Genomic DNA, 15511 nt, shown 5'->3' on the forward strand with positions numbered 1-15511 from the left:
CCGATGGCCTGCTGACCTGGTACGCACACCATGGGTTCCTCCTTTCCCCTCTACGTCGGCCGGCGCCTGCTGTGGACGCTGCCGACCCTCTTTCTTGTGAGCCTGATGGTCTTCGTGCTCATGCGGCTGGTGCCCGGCGATCCGGCGTTGCTCATCCTGGGTGACAGTGCCACGCCCGATCAACTGGCCGACCTGCATGCCCAGTTCGGGCTCGACCGGCCCATCCCCGTGCAGTTCACGCTGTGGCTGGGCAAGATGCTGCAGGGTGACCTGGGCCACTCCATCACCAGTGGCGAGGTCGTGCTGCCACTGCTGCTCGAACGCTTCCAGGTAAGCGCCGCCATCGTGCTCGTGGCGGTAGCCCTGGCCGCGCTGCTGGCCGTGCCCGCAGGCCTGCTGGCCGCGTGGAAGCAGAACAGCGTGCTCGACACCATGGTGGTGGCTGCCGCCACGTTCTTCCTGTCCATCCCGAGCTTCTGGCTGGGCCTGCTGCTGCTGCTCTTCGTCGGGCTCAAGCTCGGCTTGGTGCCGGTGGTGGGTTACGTGCCGTTCAGCGAGGACTGGCGCTCGGCGCTGACCTTCCTCATCCTGCCGACCATCACGCTGGCGCTGATCGAGCTCGGCATCCTCACCCGCATGGCGCGCGCCAGCGCTGTGGAGGTGCTGCGCCTGGAGTACGTGACGCATGCGCGGGCCAAGGGCCTGTCGGAGCGGCGGGTGCTGCTGCGCCACGTGCTGCCCAACGCCTTCGCGCCCACCTGGACCATGATCGGCCTGGTGCTGGGCAACCTCTTGGGCGGCATCGCGGTGCTGGAGACGGTGTTCACGCTGCCCGGCCTGGGCCGCCTGCTGGTGGATGCGATCTTTGCGCGCGATTACCCCGTGGTGCAGGGCTGCCTGCTGTTCACGGCCGCCATCTACGTGCTCGTCAACCTCGTTGTGGACCTGTGCTATCCCCTGTTCGATCCCCGGGTGTCCGCGTCATGATGATGAAGCGCTTTCTCCAACGTCTGCGCACGAATGCCCTGGTCGGCGGCGTGCTGGTGTCCCTGGTGGGCGCCATGGCCTTGCTGTCGGTGTTCTGGACGCCCTACAACCCCATGGGCGTGGCGCTGCGCCAGCGGCTGCAGCCGCCCTCGGGCGCCTACCTGCTGGGCACCGATGAGTTTGGCCGCGACATCCTATCGCGCCTGATGGCCGGGGCCGGCACCAGCCTGCTGGTGGCCGGGCTGACCGTGGCGCTGGCCCTGGGGCTGGGCGTGGTGATCGGCCTCGTGGCCGGCTACTTCCGCGGCTGGCTGGACCGGGTGCTGATGGTCTTCAACGACGCCATGCTGGCCTTCCCCGGCATCCTGCTGGCCCTGGGGGTGATGGTCATCGTGGGCGCCAACCAGTGGGGCATCATCGTCGCGCTGGGCCTGGCCTATGCGCCCACGGCGGTGCGCGTGGTGCGCGGCTCGGTGCTGTCGCTGCGCGAGAAGGAGTACATCGAGGCCTCCGAGGTCATCGGCAACTCCGGCCTGCGCACGGTGTTCGCGCACATCCTGCCCAACTGCGTGGCGCCCCTGGTGGTGCTGGCCACCTCCATGTTCGGCTGGGTCATCCTGGCCGAGAGCGCGCTGAGCTTTCTGGGCCTGGGCGTGCCGCCGCCGGCACCCACCTGGGGCAACATGCTGGCCTCGGGCCGGCCCTACATCGAGACCGCCGCCTGGCTGGGCATTGCGCCCGGCGCCTGCATCGCGCTCACCCTGCTCGGCGTGAACCTGCTGGGCGACGCGCTGCGCGACTGGCTCGACCCGCGCATGGAGCGCCGCTGATGCGGCCATCGTCCTACCCCTTGGCGGAAAGAACCGACATGACGACCGAGAAGAACCCGCTGCCGCTGCTGTCCGTGCGTGAGCTCACGGTGCATGGCCCCCACGTCCGTCCGCTGCTGGACGTCGTTTCGTTTGACGTGCCCGCCGGCGGCGTGGTGGCCCTGGTGGGCGAATCGGGCAGCGGCAAGACCATGGCCGGGCGCGCCGTGATGGGCCTGCTGCCGCCCCAGGTGCGCCAGAGCGGCGGCAGCGTGCTGCTGCAGGGGCGTGATGTGGGGACCATGTCGGCGAACGCCTTGCGCGCGCTGCGCGGCTGCGACGTGGGCATGGTGTTCCAGGAGCCCATGGTCTCGCTCAACCCGGCGATGACCATTGCCGAGCAGCTCTTCGAAGGCTTGCGCCTGCACGAGCGGCTGAGCGTAGCCCAGGCACGCGAGCGCGCCATCGCCATGCTGCGCCGCGTGCAGATCGCCGACCCCGAGCGCTGCCTGGCTGCCTACCCGCACCAGTTCTCGGGCGGCATGCGCCAGCGCATCATGCTGGCCTCGGTCATGCTGCTCAAACCGCGCCTGTTGATCGCCGACGAACCCACCACGGCGCTCGATTCGCTGAGCCAGCGCGAGGTGATGGAGATCATGGCCGAGCTCACGCGCACCGAGGGCACGGCGGTGCTGCTGATCACGCACGACCTGGGACTGGTGGCGCGCTACGCGCAATCGGTGGTGGTGCTTGAAAAAGGCCGGCTCGTCGAGGCCGGCCCCGTGCGCAGCGTGCTGACCGCGCCGCGCCAGGCCTACACCAAGAGCCTCATCGCTGCGCTGCCCCAGCGCAGCGCCCAGCGCCCGGCGCGACCCGTGCAGGCACCGCTGATCGAGGCCAAGGACGTGCACGTGAGCTTTCCCGGTGCGCGCCAGGGCTGGCTGTCCAAGGCGACGCCCAAGCTGGCGGTGCGCGGTGTGTCGCTGGCCATCCAGCCCGGCGAGGTGGTGGCCGTGGTCGGGGGGTCGGGCTCAGGCAAGACCACGCTGGGCCGCGCCATGATCGGCCTGTTGCCCGTGGCGGGTGGCGATGTGTGCTTTCGCGGCACGCCGCTGGGCCAGGCCGATGCGGCAGGGCGGCGCGACTTCCGCCTGGCCTGCCAACTGGTGTTTCAGGACCCGTACTCCTCGCTCGACCCGCGACAGCGCGTGCGCGATATCGTGGCCGAGCCGCTGCGCCACGGCCCGCCGCTCACGCGCGAGGCGCTGCAGGCCTCGGTGGACGCCATGCTCGACGAGGTGGGGCTTGCCGGCTTTGGCGAGCGCTACCCGCACGCCCTGTCGGGCGGCCAGCGCCAGCGCGTGGCGATTGCGCGCGCGCTGGTGCGCAAGCCCGCCTTCGTGGTGGCCGACGAGCCCGTCTCGGCGCTGGACATGACCATCCAGAAGCAGGTGCTGGAGCTGCTCCGGCGCCTGCAGGCCGAGCGCGGCTTCGGCTGCCTGTTCATCTCGCACAACCTGGCGGTAGTGTCCGAGATCGCCGACCGCATCATCGTGATGGAGAACGGCCGCATCGTCGAAGAGGGCAGCGTGGCCGACATCTTCGACCGGCCGCAGCAGCCCTACACCCGGGCGCTGCTGGAGGCCGCCACGACCAGCGACCTGCTGGCCGAGCTGGATGCGGTGTAGCCACTGGCCGGCACAAGAAAATGCAAAAGGCGCCGCCCGCAAGGGTGGCGCCTTTTTTATTGGGGCTGGGCTCAGCCTCTCAGCCCTTGGCGAATTCAGGCCGATCGTTGGCCTGGGGCTTGAGCGGCTCGGCCGCCTTGCCTTCGGCGCGCTCCTTGCGCCACTGCTCCTTGCGGGCCGTCCACTCCTTCAGGCGCGCATGCGCCACGGTGCTGTCCTTGGCCATGGCGTTGGCGTCGGCCAGCTGGGCAGTGAGCTCCAGGCGGATGCCGTTGGGGTCGAAGAAATAGATGCTTTTGAAGATGTGGTGGTCGGTCACGCCGAGCACCTCGATGCCGAAGGCCTCCAGGCGCTCCTTGGTGTTCTGCAGTTCCTGCACCGTGTCCACGCGGAACGAAATGTGGTTGACCCACAGTGGCGTGTTGGGCGAGGGCTCGGCCTTCACGTCGTCGCCCAGGTCGAAGAAGGCGATGAACGAGCCGTCCTTCAGGCGGAAGAAGAAGTGCGTGTAGGGGCAGTACTCGCCCGTGCTGGGCACGTGGTCGCTCTGGATGATGTGGTACAGCGGCAGGCCCAGGATGTCCTCGTAGAACTGGCGTGTCTCCTCCGCGTCGCGCGCCTTGTAGGCGTAGTGGTGCAGCTGCTGGAAGGCGGCAGGTGCGGGCAGGCTGGCGAGATCGGGCTTCAGAACGGCATTCATGCGTTGTCTCCTTGGGTCCATGCGGGTGTCGATGTGGAAATTCTACTATTCGTAATCAATTTACGTAAAGGGAATTTTGAAGGCGCGGTTATTTGCGGTACATTGCGCCTCTCGCCAACCACCCGGGGTGTTTTCACCGATGCGCCTGTAAGCCACTTTCACGCTGTTCCGCTCCTGCCTTTTTGCGCAGGTGCGGCTTGATGGTGACCGTGGAGTTCTCAGGCATGGCGACGACCAACCATCCGGGCCATCGCGCCCGGGGCGACAGCAGGGCTGCTGTCGCTTCTGCTTCCTTTTTCTCTTCTTCTTTTTCGCTCCAGTTCCAGCGCGTTGTCTGGGCGCTGCCCGATGGGCAGCCCTTGTGGCGCCAGCCCCTCGACATGGCCGTGGGCGCCGGCACCACCGGCATCGTGGGTGCCAATGGCGTGGGCAAGAGCGTGTTTCTGCAACTGCTGCTGGGCCGGCTGCAGCCGACTGCGGGCACGGTGTTGCGCGACGCGCGCCTGCAGGCCGTGGCGCAGGAGGTGCGGGGAGCCCCCGGCAGCACGGTGGCCGACCTTGCGGGCCTGGCACCCGTGCTGCGTGCGCTGGAGCGCCTGGAGGCGGGCCAGGGAACGCCCGAGGACCTGCTGCGGGCCGATGGCCAGTGGGACCTGCCTGCGCGCTGGCAGCGCGCCCTGCAGGCGCTGGACCTGGGGCATCTGCCAAGCGATGGCGATGCGACCCGGCTGAGCGGCGGCGAGCGCATGCGCGTGGCGCTGGCGGGGGCCTTCGTCTGCGACGCTGAGGTGCTGGTGCTCGACGAGCCCACCAACCACCTGGACCGTGGTGCCCGCTGCTGGCTGCTGGACCAACTGGCCACGCGCCAGGGCGCTGTGGTCGTGGCCAGCCATGACCGTGAACTGCTCGGCATGGTCGACACCATCGTGGAGCTGTCGCCCGCCGGGCTGCGCCGCTACGGAGGCAACTGGGCGCTGTACGCCGCGCAGCGTGCGCAGGAGCGGGCGGCCGCGCAGGCGGCGCTCGACCATGCACGCACAGAGCGCGACCGGGGCAGGAAGGCGCTGCAGCGCGAGCACGAGGCGCAGCAGCGCCGCACCGCGCAGGGGCGCCGGGTGGGGCGCACAGCCAACCTGGCTCCCATCCTGCTGGGCCGCATGAAGAACAGCGCCGAAGCCCATGCCGGAAACGAGCACGAACGCCAGCGGCAGGCGCGCGATAAGCTGGATGCAGCCGTGCGCGATGCCGCCCGCCAGGCGCCACAGCAGGCACCCGTGGCACTCGCCCTGCCCGAAAGCAGCGTGCCCTGCGGCAAGCAGGTGCTGGCGCTGGAACAGGTGCGCGCACCGTTTGCTCCCCAGGGGCTGCCTGCCCTCGACGGGGTCTGGAGCGGCCCCGCGCGCATTGCCATCACCGGGCCCAACGGCTGTGGCAAGAGTACCCTGCTGCGCCTGGTGGCCGGGCAGGTGGCGCCCGCTTCGGGCCGCGTGGTGCGCGGCGTGCGCGCGGCCTGGCTGGACCAGCACAACGCGCAGCTGCTACCGCCGTCCGCAAGCGTGCTGCAGCGCCTGGCCGAACTCGGCTCACCCCTGCCCGAGGCCACGCTGCGCACGCGCCTGGCGCAGCTGGGCCTGGATGCAGACCGCGTGCAGCGGCCCGCCGGGGTGCTCAGCGGTGGCGAGCGCATCAAGGCCGCGCTGGCCTGCGCGCTGTGGTGCGGCGAGCCAGCGCAGATGCTGCTGCTGGACGAGCCGACCAACCACCTGGACCTGGCCTCGGTGGAGGCCTTGCAGGTGGCGCTGCAGGGCTTCACCGGTGCGCTGCTGGTGGTGTCGCACGACCTGCATTTCCTGGCGGCGCTGGCGCCCACGCATGTCTGGGCATGGCATGCCGAAGGCTGGCGGCTCGATGCACGCCTGGCATGAAAAAAGCCACCCGTGGCCGTGCCGCGGGTGGCTTGTGCGGACCAGAAGGCCCGTTGTGGATTACTGCTTGATGGCTTCGATCTGCACCACCAGGCGCACGTTCTTGGGGAAACCCCATTCCACGCCGTAGTTCAGGCCCCACTGGGTGCGGTCGATGGTGGCTTCGAAGTCGCCACCGCAGACTTCACGCTTGAGCATGGGGCTCTGGTAGCAGTTGAACTGCGTGGCCTTCAGGGTCACGGGCAGGGTCTTGTCCAGCAGCGTCAGCTGGCCGGCCACTTCGCTGACCTTGTCGCCGTTGAAGGTGAACTTGTCGGACACGAACTTGATGGTCGGGTACTTGGCGGCGTTGAACAGGTCAGCGCTTTGCAGGTGCTTGTCGAACGGGGGCGTGCCCGAGTTGATCGAGGTGGTGTCCACGGTGATCTCCACCTTGCCGGTCTTGCCGGCGCGGTCGAACTGCACAGTGCCTTCCTTCTTGTCGAAGCGGCCGCGGTTGGTCGTTGCGCCGAAGTGGCTGATCTCGAACGTCACGAAGGTGTGCGTCGGATCGATGGCGTAGGCGGCGCTCTGGGCCTGGGCTGCGCCCGTGGACAGAACGGCGGCTGCGGCCAGTGCGAGCAGGGCGAACGAAGACTTGCGCATGTAAACAACTCCTGAAAAAGGAAGGATCAAGGGAACAGGGAAAGGGAACGCGGAAAAGGGAGGGTGCAGGGCGATCAGAGCTTGCCCACGCCCGTGAGCGCCAGCTTGAACTTGACGGTCACGTCATCGGCCACCATGGAGGTGTCGGCCCATTCGTTCTCGCCGATCTTGAAGGCCAGGCGCTTGATGGGCAGGGTGCCGGTGGCCGTGGTGGTGGCACCGCTCTGGGCCAGCGCCACGGGCACGACCACGTTCTGCGCATTGCCCTTGATGGTGAGCTTGCCGGCCACTTCGAACTTGCCGCCGCCCAGCGCCTTGATGGTGGTGGATTCGAACACTGCCTGGGGGAACTTGGGCACGTTGAACCAGGTGGGCTTGGGCAATTCGGCATCGGTCTCGCGCGAGCCCAGCGTGGCGCTGCCGGTGTCCACGGTGAAGCTGATCTTGCTGGTGTCGGGCTTGGCCGGGTCGAACGCCACCTTGGCATCGAACTTCTTGAAATGGCCTTCGAGCGGCACGCCCATCTGGCGCGCGGTGAACTGCACCTCGCTCTGTGCGGGGACCAGTTGCTGCTGCGCGAAGGCGGACGGTGCAGCCAGCACGGCGGCGCCCAGCACAAGGCTCGAGACGAAGGAAGATGCTTGCATGAAGGCTCCTGAAAAATCGGTGCGGAAGAACAAGGAAGAGGGCGGAGGGCTGGGGCGGGGGCTCAGCGCGGGCCGGGCAGCATGCGGCCGATGAGGCCGTCCCGGTCGATGAACTGGTGCTTGAGGGCGGCGGCCACGTGCAGCACCACCAGCCCGGCCATGGCAAAGGCGGTGTACTGGTGCCAGGGCTTGATGGCCTCGGCCAGCTCCTTGCTCACGGGCACAAAATCAGGCAATTGCCACAGGCCCAGGAACACGATGGGGAAGCCCGCCGCCGAGCTGTAGGCCCAGCCGATCAGCGGCACGGCCAGGAACAGCGCGTACAGCAGGCCGTGCGTGGCGTGGTGCGCCAGCGCCTGCCAGCGCGGCATGGACTGCACCATGGCGGCGGGCAGGGCCGGGGGGCGGTGCGTCAGGCGCCAGATGATGCGCAGCACCGACAGCGTGAGGATGGTGACCCCGGCCCACTTGTGCCAGTTGTAGAGCTTCAGCCGTGCTGGTGAGAACGGCAGGCTGGTCATGTACAGGCCGACGCAGAAGGCACCGATCAGGGCCAGGCCCAGCACCCAGTGCATCAGCATGGCGGTGTGGGTGTAGCGGGCCGGTCGGCTGGTGGGAGTCGGCGTGGAGGATGGCATCTTGGGGAAATCGGCGATGGGGTGGCAGGGCAGGGGTGGGCAGCAGGTGCTGGGAGCAGGTTTTTCGGGCTGGCGCATCCGTCGCTGCCTCGCATGCCGCGCCCCGTGCTGCATGCACAAGGCCCCGCAGTGAGCGCAGTGTAGGAAGCTGCCAGCGCGTTCGGCTTCAGCAGGATTGATGCTTCAATTCAAAAAAACTGAATTGACAGGGGGTGTGCGCTCAAAGTTCCCTCTTGTTTTGCAAAAGGTGGGCGCAGATGGATGGCCGGTAGATGGCCAGGGGATGGGCGGGCCCCCCGCCTGCTTGGTCAGCGGGCGAGTGCGGCTTTTTTCCAGGCCTCGGCGGCGGCGGCTTCGTCGCCGCGCTGTTCGGCCAGCTCTGCCAGGTGGCGCCAGGCGCTGGCGCGCAGGCCGGCATCGGCGAGCTGGTGGGCGGCCTGGGTCAGCAACTGCTGGGCCTTGCCCCACAGCTGGCGCTTGAGGCAGGCCATGCCGGCCATGTACTGCAGGCGCGCATCGCGCGGGTTGGCCTGCTGGGCGGCTTCGATGCGCGCCAGCCAGGGGGCGTCAAGGGCATCGAGGCCCGATTCCAGTGCGCGCACCAGCTTCAGGGCATGGTGTTCGGCCAGCGCATCGGGCAGGTCCACCATGCGCTCCCACACCGGCAGCAGCCAGGCGCGCACCTGCGTGGCGTCACCACCCAGGGTGGCCATGCGCTGCGCGGCCTGGATGGCCAGCTCGGGCATGTTGCGCTCGGAGGTTTCCAGGTCGTCCCACACGCGGCGCAGCTGTGCCGTGTCGTGCGCGCTCTGGATGAGTTCGGTGGCCAGGCCGCGCACGATGCTCTGTGCGGCGGTGGGCGAGAAGGCGCGGTGCTTGGCCAGCAGGCGGGCCGTGTCCAGCGCCTCCTGCGTGCGGCGGGCCAGCCGCGTGGCCTTGAGCTTGATGCGCAGCGCCAGGGTGCGGCGCGCGGCGCCCTGGGGCAGGGCGGCGAGCCATTCGAGGGCGGCATCGGCGTCGCGGTCGTCCAGCGTCCAGCGCGCGGCGCGCATCTGGGCGCCTTCGCGCAGTTCCAGCTCCAGGGCCGTGCCGCGGGCGGGTGCATCGTCGAGCGCGCGCTGCAGATGGCTGTCGCGCGTGGCGGTGTCCTGCAGGGCGTGCGAGCCCTCGGCCGCCACCAGGTGGGCCAGCGAGCGCAACTGGTTGCCATGCGGCACCGACTCGCCGGCGGCAGCCAGGGCGTTCTCCTGCGCCAGCGCGGCCACGGCGGCCTTGCGCGAACGGATGAAGCGCCCGCCCAGCAGGTGCGTCATGGCGTCGAGCAGCGCGCTGTGCATGGCGCGTTCCTTTTGCTGCACGCGCCAGCGGCGCGCCTGGTGCGGCAGTTCCAGCAGGGCCGCCAGGGCCCGCAGGGCGGCATGCACGGTGACGAAGCCGCCCACAAGCAGCAGCACGACCATGTTCAGCGACAGGTCGACGCGGTAGGGGGGCCAGTAAAGGGTGATGGTGCCCTGGTTGTTGCCCGCAAACAGCGCGGCCGCAACGGCCACGCCAAACAACGCCAGAAGCCAGAGTGCTGCGCGCATGCGTGCTGCCCTCTCTCTCAGCGCCCCGCGGCGGCCGTGGCCAGCGCGGAGAGGGTATCGTCCAGGCGCGGCAGCTCGGCAGCCTTCATCCCGGTCTGGGCCTGTTGCAGCACCGTGGCTGCCGCCTGCGTGCGGCGCGAGGCCGGGTCGAAATACTTGTTGAGCGCCGTGGTGGCTGCGGCCAGGTCGGCGCGCGCCGAGTCGAACTGGCGCGCCAGCACGCCCAGGCGCGCATTGAGCAGCTTGAGTTTCAGGTTCTCGCGCAGGAAGAAGGTCTGCTCGGGCGCGAGCAGAATGGCCTCGGGCTGGTCCACCCGGCTCACGCGCACCAGGCTGCGGGCCTCGTCGCGCACCACCTCCCAGCTGCGCTGCAGGGTGGCTTGCCACCAGGGCAACTCGGCCCCGGCTGCGGTGCCACCGGCAGAGCCCGGCGCAGCGGGAGACAGGCCCAGGCGCTTCGTGGACGCGGCCTGGGCCACGGCATTGAGCACGGGCAGTTCGTCCACCTGGCGCACCAGATCATCCAGGCGGGCCAGCAGGCCGGCCGTGTCGGTCACCACGGCGCGGGTCAGGCGATCGAGGTCGCGGTTGATGGCGCGCTGCACGGGGGTCAGGCGTGGCTGTGCGGCGCGCTCGATGCGCTGGTCGGCGCTTTTGAGGGCGGCCACCAGAGGGTCCAGGCTGCCGGTGAGCTGGGACTGTTGCTGCGCCAGGCGCACGGCCGATTCGATGTCCACCACCAGGTTTTCGTCGCGCGAGCGCGACAGGCTCTGCATCAATTCTTCGAGCTGGCTGCGCTGCAGCGCCACTTCACTCACACGGGCCTCGGCCACCGAGAGGCGGGCGGCGGTCTCGCGCACCAGTTCCTCGGCCTGGCGGGCCATGGTGCGTGCCTCGATGGCCAGCGCTCCGGAATCGGCCGACTGGCGCGCCAACTGCTCCTGGATCACGCTCAGTTTCTGCCACAGCAGGCCACTGCTGGCCACGGCGGCCACGGCCAGCACGCCCACCAGCAGGGTGGGCAGGCTGCTCCCACGAGGGGCGACGAGGGTAGCGGGGGCTGCGGCGGGCAGGTCGTTGGGGGGCGCGGAACTCATGGGGCCGATTCTATCGAGGCCACCACGTCTTCCAGCGCCGGCCGACACTCCCTTACATGGCCAAAGCCCATGGCGCGGGCGGTCTGGGCGATGCGCGGGTGCGTGGCCAGGGCCCGTGCAGCGTTCCAGGACCTTCCGGGCAGGGCCTCGGCCAGGTTTGCCACCGCTTCGGAGCTGCTCAGCAGCCACAGCGACCCGTTCTGGGTGGCCGCCTCTGCCAGCGCGGTCTGCTCGGGGGTGAAGCTGGGCGCGCCGCGTTCGTAGGCCACGGCCCAGTCCACCTGGCCGCCTGCGGCCTGCACCTGGCGCGCCAGCCAGTCGCGGCCCGAACCCTCGGAGGATTCATGCACCCCAGCCGAACGACCACGCACGATGAGCACGCGGTCCCCGGCCCGGATCTGGGGAGCCACCTGCTGCCACAGTGATTCGGAGTCGAACTGCGGGGCATCGGCGGCGGGGCCGTCTATGGCGGCAGGCGGTACGCCCAGCTGTTCCAGCGCGCGCGCCGTGCCCGGCCCGGGGGCCCATGCACGGGTGCCGGCCGGCAGGGGCGGGGCCGCGTGCAGGAAATGCAGCACGGCATTGCTGCTCACGAACATCAGCGCACGGTAGCCGGGCGCACGTGCCAGACGTTGGCGCGCATCGGCCATGGCCTGCAGGGCTGCAGGGTCGGTGCAGGGACCGATGGCGATCAGGGGCAATGCCGTGGCGGCCAGGCCGCGCGCGGTGAGTTGTTCCACCCACTGGGCCGCCTCGCGCTCGGGGCGCGTGACGATCACCCGGGGCGCCGCGGTGGCCATGTCAGCCGGCGGCAGTTGCTGGGTCCACGCCCCGTGCACCGCCCGCGCGCAGGCGCTGGGCGATCTCGTCACCCAGCGCCTCGGCCTGGGCCAGGGTGGCCACGGGCGCACTGGCATGGGCGCGCACCAGCGGCGCATGGGCATCTTCGGGGTCGCCCCAGGCCGCATCGAGCTGCAGCGTGCCGTCGGCGCCCAGGGTGCCGTGCGCTGCCAGGGGCATGGAGCAGCTGCCGCCCATGGCGCGGCTCACGGCGCGCTCGGCGGCCACGGTGAGCCAGGTGGCCTGGTGTGCCAGGGGCTCCAATGCGGCGATGAGGTCCAGGCGGTCGCTGCGCACCTCGATGCCCAGGGCACCCTGGCCGGCGGCGGGCAGCATGGTGGTGGGCTCGAAAGCCAGGCGGATGCGTGATTCGAGCCCCAGGCGCTTGAGGCCTGCGGCCGCGAGCACGATGGCGTCGTACTGGCCTTCGTCGAGCTTGCGCAGGCGCGTATCAAGGTTGCCGCGCAGGGGTTCGATGCGCAGGTCGGGCCGCAGGGCCTGCAGCAGCACCTGGCGGCGCAGGCTGGAGGTGCCCACCACCGCGCCCTGGGGCAGTTCGTCGAGCGAGGCGTAGCGGGGGGAGACGAAGGCATCGCGCGGGTCCTCGCGCTCCATCACGCAGGCCAGGGCAAAGCCCTCGGGCAGCTCCATGGGCACGTCCTTGAGCGAATGCACGGCGATGTGGGCACGGCCTTCTTCGAGCGCGACTTCCAGCTCCTTGACGAACAGGCCCTTGCCGCCCACCTTGGACAGCGATTTGTCCAGGATCTGGTCGCCCTTGGTGGTCATGCCCAGCAGCTCCACGGTGTGGCCGCGGGCCTGCAGCAGGGCCTGCACATGCTCGGCCTGCCAGAGGGCCAGGCGGCTTTCGCGCGTGGCGATCACGATGGGGTGGGGCAAAGGGCGGCTCAAGTTCGTAACCTGTTTGTAATTATTCAGGGGCGGGCGATGCTAGCATGCGCCCGCACCACCCGTGCAGGACGCCGCCCCCATTCCCGGAGACTACCGCATGAGACGATCCGACAAGGACCAGCCCCTGATTGACGACATCCGCCTGCTCGGCCGCATTCTGGGGGACGTGATCCGGGACCAGGAGGGCGTGGCCGCCTACGAGCTGGTGGAGCAGGTGCGCAAGCTCTCGGTCGCCTTCCGCCGCGACGCGGACCAGGAGGCCGATCGGGCGCTCAAGAAGCTGCTCAAGACCCTCTCGGGCGACCAGACGGTGAGCGTGATCCGCGCCTTCACCTACTTCAGCCACCTGGCCAACCTGGCCGAAGACCGCCACCACATCCGCCGCCGCGCCGTGCACGAGCGCGCGGGCGACACGCAGGAGGGCAGCATCGAGGTCGCCCTGTCGCGCCTGCGCTGGGCTGGCATCGCGCCCAAGACCATCTCGCAGACCCTGGCCGGCAGCTATGTGGCGCCGGTGCTCACGGCCCACCCGACCGAGGTGCAGCGCAAGAGCATCCTGGATGCCGAACGCGACATCGCCCAGTTGCTGGCCGCGCGCGACGACATCCAGGTGCGCGCCCAGTTGTACAACACCGCCAAGGACGCGCTCACCCCGCGCGAACTCGCCGCCAACGAAGCACAACTGCGCGCCCGCGTGGCCCAGCTGTGGCAGACGCGCCTGCTGCGCTACAGCAAGCTCACCGTGGCCGATGAGATCGAGAACGCGCTGTCGTATTACGAGGCCACCTTCCTGCGCGAGATCCCCAAGATCTATGCCGACCTCGAGACCGAGCTCGGCCAGTACCCGGTGCACAGCTTTTTGCGCATGGGCCAGTGGATCGGCGGCGACCGCGACGGCAACCCCAACGTCACCGCGCAGACCCTGCAGTACGCCCTGGGGCGCCAGGCCGAGGTGGCCCTGCGCCACTACCTGACCGAGGTGCACTACCTGGGCGGCGAGCTGTCGCTGTCGGCCCGTCTGGTGCAGGTATCGGCCGAGATGGAGGCCCTGGCCGCGCGCTCGCCCGACACCAACGAGCACCGCCAGGACGAGCCCTACCGCCGCGCCCTGACCGGCGTCTATGCGCGCCTGGCCGCATCGCTCAAGGAACTGACGGGCGGCGAGGCGGCGCGCCATGCCGTGGCCCCACAGAATCCCTACGTGAGCGCCGAGGCCTTCCTGGCCGACCTGCGCGTGATCGAGGCATCGCTCAAGTCGCACCATGGCGAGGCCCTGGCCGCCGAGCGCCTGCACCCGCTGATCCGCGCCGTGCAGGTCTTCGGCTTCCACCTGGCCACGGTGGACCTGCGCCAGAGCTCCGACAAACACGAGGAGGTGGTGGCCGAGCTGCTGGCCACGGCGCGCGTCGAGACGGCGTACTCCGCGCTGTCCGAGACCGACAAGCGCGCGCTGCTGCTGCGCCTGCTCAACGACGCGCGCCCGCTGCGCGTGGTGGGTGCCAGCTACTCGGACCACGCCCGGGGCGAGCTGGCCATCTTCGAGGCGGCGCTGGCCATGCGCTACCGCTACGGGCACGAGGCCATCCGCCACTACATCATCAGCCACACCGAAACGGTGAGCGACCTGCTCGAAGTGCTGCTGCTGCAAAAGGAAGTGGGCCTGATGCGCGGCACGCTGGACGGCGATGCGCGCAATGACCTCATCGTGGTGCCGCTGTTCGAGACCATCGAAGACCTGCGCAATGCCGCGCCCATCATGCGCGAGTTCTATGCCCTGCCCGGCGTGGCGGGGCTGGTGCACCGCAGCGGCAGCGAGCAGGACATCATGCTCGGCTACTCCGACAGCAACAAGGACGGAGGCATCTTCACCAGCAACTGGGAGCTGTACCGCGCCGAGATCGCGCTGGTGGAGCTGTTCGACGAGCTGGCCACCAACCACGGCATCCAGCTGCGCATGTTCCACGGCCGCGGCGGCACCGTGGGCCGCGGCGGCGGCCCGAGCTACCAGGCCATCCTGGCGCAGCCGCCCGGCACCGTGCGCGGCCAGATCCGCCTGACGGAGCAGGGCGAAGTCATCGCCTCCAAGTACGCCAACCCCGAGATCGGCCGGCGCAACCTCGAAACCCTGGTCGCCGCCACGCTCGAGGCCACGCTGCTGCAGCCCACCAAGCCGGCCACCAAGGCCTTCCTGGAGGCTGCCTCGCAGCTCTCGCTGGCCAGCATGGGGGCCTACCGCGCGCTGGTGTACGAGACCCCGGGCTTCACCGAGTATTTCTTCAACTCCACGCCGATCCGCGAGATCGCCGAACTCAACATCGGCTCGCGCCCCGCATCGCGCAAGGCCAGCCAGAAGATCGAGGACCTGCGCGCCATCCCCTGGGGCTTCAGCTGGGGCCAGTGCCGCCTCACGCTGCCGGGCTGGTTCGGCTTCGGCGCGGCGGTCGATGCCTTCGTGAACGCCGAGGGCAAGGACCCCAAGGCACAGCTGGCGCTGCTGCAGAAGATGTACCGCCAGTGGCCGTTCTTTCGCACCCTGCTGTCCAACATGGACATGGTGCTGGCCAAGAGCGACCTGGCCCTGGCCTCGCGCTACAGCGAACTCGTGACCGACGCGCGCCTGCGCAAGAAGGTCTTCAGCGCCATCGAGACCGAATGGCACCGCACCGCCGAGGCGCTCACGCGCATCACCGGCGACAAGCAGCGCCTGACGCACAACGCGGCCCTGGCGCGCTCCATCAAGCACCGCTTCCCCTACATCGACCCGCTGCACCACCTGCAGGTCGAACTCGTGCGCCGCTGGCGCGCGGGGCAGGGCGACGAGCGCGTGCAGACCGGTATCCACATCTCCATCAACGGGATCGCGGCGGGGCTGCGCAATACGGGCTGAGCTGGTCGGGCTGGTCGGGCTGGTCGGGTTCAGCCACTTTGCCATCCTGATGCCCGCCTGCTAGCATGGGCCTGACCGCAGTGCGCGGCAGGGAGGGCATGGTGTGGGCATTGATATCGCGGCCCTGAGGGCGCGGCTGTCGCTGCGGCT

13 protein-coding genes are annotated in these 15511 nt (G+C 69.5%); 5 read left to right on the top strand and 8 right to left on the bottom strand.

Annotated elements, in window-relative coordinates; all coding sequences use genetic code 11:
- Positions 1–30 precede the first annotated feature (30 nt).
- Genes ACSQ3Y_RS09030 through ACSQ3Y_RS09040 form a run of 3 tightly spaced genes read left to right on the top strand, consistent with a single transcriptional unit; the run spans position 31 to position 3484 of the window.
- Positions 31–987 carry an ABC transporter permease gene (locus ACSQ3Y_RS09030; protein WP_057201283.1) on the top strand — a complete coding sequence of 319 codons (957 nt, stop codon included), beginning with the start codon at positions 31–33 and terminating at the stop codon, positions 985–987.
- Between the two features lie 2 nt (positions 988–989).
- Positions 990–1817: an ABC transporter permease gene (locus tag ACSQ3Y_RS09035; RefSeq protein ID WP_436177037.1), complete on the top strand. Its 828-nt coding sequence runs from the start codon at positions 990–992 to the stop codon at positions 1815–1817.
- A 38-nt stretch (positions 1818–1855) separates the two neighbouring features.
- Entirely contained in the window at positions 1856–3484 is a 1629-nt protein-coding gene (locus ACSQ3Y_RS09040; protein WP_436177038.1) for a dipeptide ABC transporter ATP-binding protein, read from the top strand.
- A 79-nt stretch (positions 3485–3563) separates the two neighbouring features.
- On the opposite strand, the gene ACSQ3Y_RS09045 is transcribed toward ACSQ3Y_RS09040, so the two are convergent.
- A complete protein-coding gene (locus ACSQ3Y_RS09045; protein ID WP_057264636.1) occupies positions 3564–4184 on the bottom strand; it encodes a VOC family protein in 621 nt (206 codons plus the stop codon).
- A gap of 224 nt (positions 4185–4408) precedes the next feature.
- Here ACSQ3Y_RS09045 and ACSQ3Y_RS09050 point away from each other — a divergent pair, with 224 nt between their 5' ends.
- On the top strand, positions 4409–6109 hold the full coding sequence (locus ACSQ3Y_RS09050; RefSeq protein WP_436177039.1) for an ABC-F family ATP-binding cassette domain-containing protein: 1701 nt from the start codon (positions 4409–4411) through the stop codon (positions 6107–6109).
- 60 nt (positions 6110–6169) lie between these two features.
- Here the strand turns inward: ACSQ3Y_RS09050 and ACSQ3Y_RS09055 are convergent, their stop codons facing one another.
- The 7 genes from ACSQ3Y_RS09055 to hemC all read right to left on the bottom strand — a co-directional run bounded on the left by ACSQ3Y_RS09055 (position 6170) and on the right by hemC (position 12474).
- Positions 6170–6754 carry a YceI family protein gene (locus ACSQ3Y_RS09055; RefSeq protein ID WP_057201279.1) on the bottom strand — a complete coding sequence of 195 codons (585 nt, stop codon included), beginning with the start codon at positions 6752–6754 and terminating at the stop codon, positions 6170–6172.
- Between the two features lie 74 nt (positions 6755–6828).
- On the bottom strand, positions 6829–7401 hold the full coding sequence (locus tag ACSQ3Y_RS09060; RefSeq protein WP_057201278.1) for a YceI family protein: 573 nt from the start codon (positions 7399–7401) through the stop codon (positions 6829–6831).
- A gap of 62 nt (positions 7402–7463) precedes the next feature.
- The gene (locus tag ACSQ3Y_RS09065) at positions 7464–8039 is read right to left on the bottom strand and encodes a cytochrome b (protein WP_436177040.1); all 576 of its coding nucleotides are present in this window, start codon (positions 8037–8039) and stop codon (positions 7464–7466) included.
- A 308-nt stretch (positions 8040–8347) separates the two neighbouring features.
- Complete coding sequence (locus ACSQ3Y_RS09070; RefSeq protein WP_057201277.1) at positions 8348–9625, bottom strand: heme biosynthesis HemY N-terminal domain-containing protein; 1278 nt, start codon at positions 9623–9625, stop codon at positions 8348–8350.
- A gap of 17 nt (positions 9626–9642) precedes the next feature.
- Entirely contained in the window at positions 9643–10722 is a 1080-nt protein-coding gene (locus tag ACSQ3Y_RS09075; protein WP_436177041.1) for a uroporphyrinogen-III C-methyltransferase, read from the bottom strand.
- On the bottom strand, positions 10719–11522 hold the full coding sequence (locus tag ACSQ3Y_RS09080) for a uroporphyrinogen-III synthase (RefSeq protein ID WP_436177042.1): 804 nt from the start codon (positions 11520–11522) through the stop codon (positions 10719–10721). Before ACSQ3Y_RS09080 ends, ACSQ3Y_RS09075 begins: the two co-directional genes overlap by 4 nt.
- A 1-nt stretch (position 11523) precedes the next feature.
- Complete coding sequence (hemC, locus tag ACSQ3Y_RS09085; RefSeq protein WP_436177043.1) at positions 11524–12474, bottom strand: hydroxymethylbilane synthase; 951 nt, start codon at positions 12472–12474, stop codon at positions 11524–11526.
- A 97-nt stretch (positions 12475–12571) separates the two neighbouring features.
- Between hemC and ppc the strand changes: the two genes are divergently transcribed.
- Positions 12572–15361 (top strand): phosphoenolpyruvate carboxylase, encoded by a 2790-nt coding sequence (gene ppc, locus ACSQ3Y_RS09090; RefSeq protein WP_057201273.1) that lies wholly within the window; start codon positions 12572–12574, stop codon positions 15359–15361.
- Positions 15362–15511 lie beyond the last annotated feature (150 nt).

This window comes from Acidovorax sp. LjRoot66 (genome assembly GCF_964253305.1).
Taxonomy (GTDB): Bacteria; Pseudomonadota; Gammaproteobacteria; order Burkholderiales; family Burkholderiaceae_C; genus Acidovorax.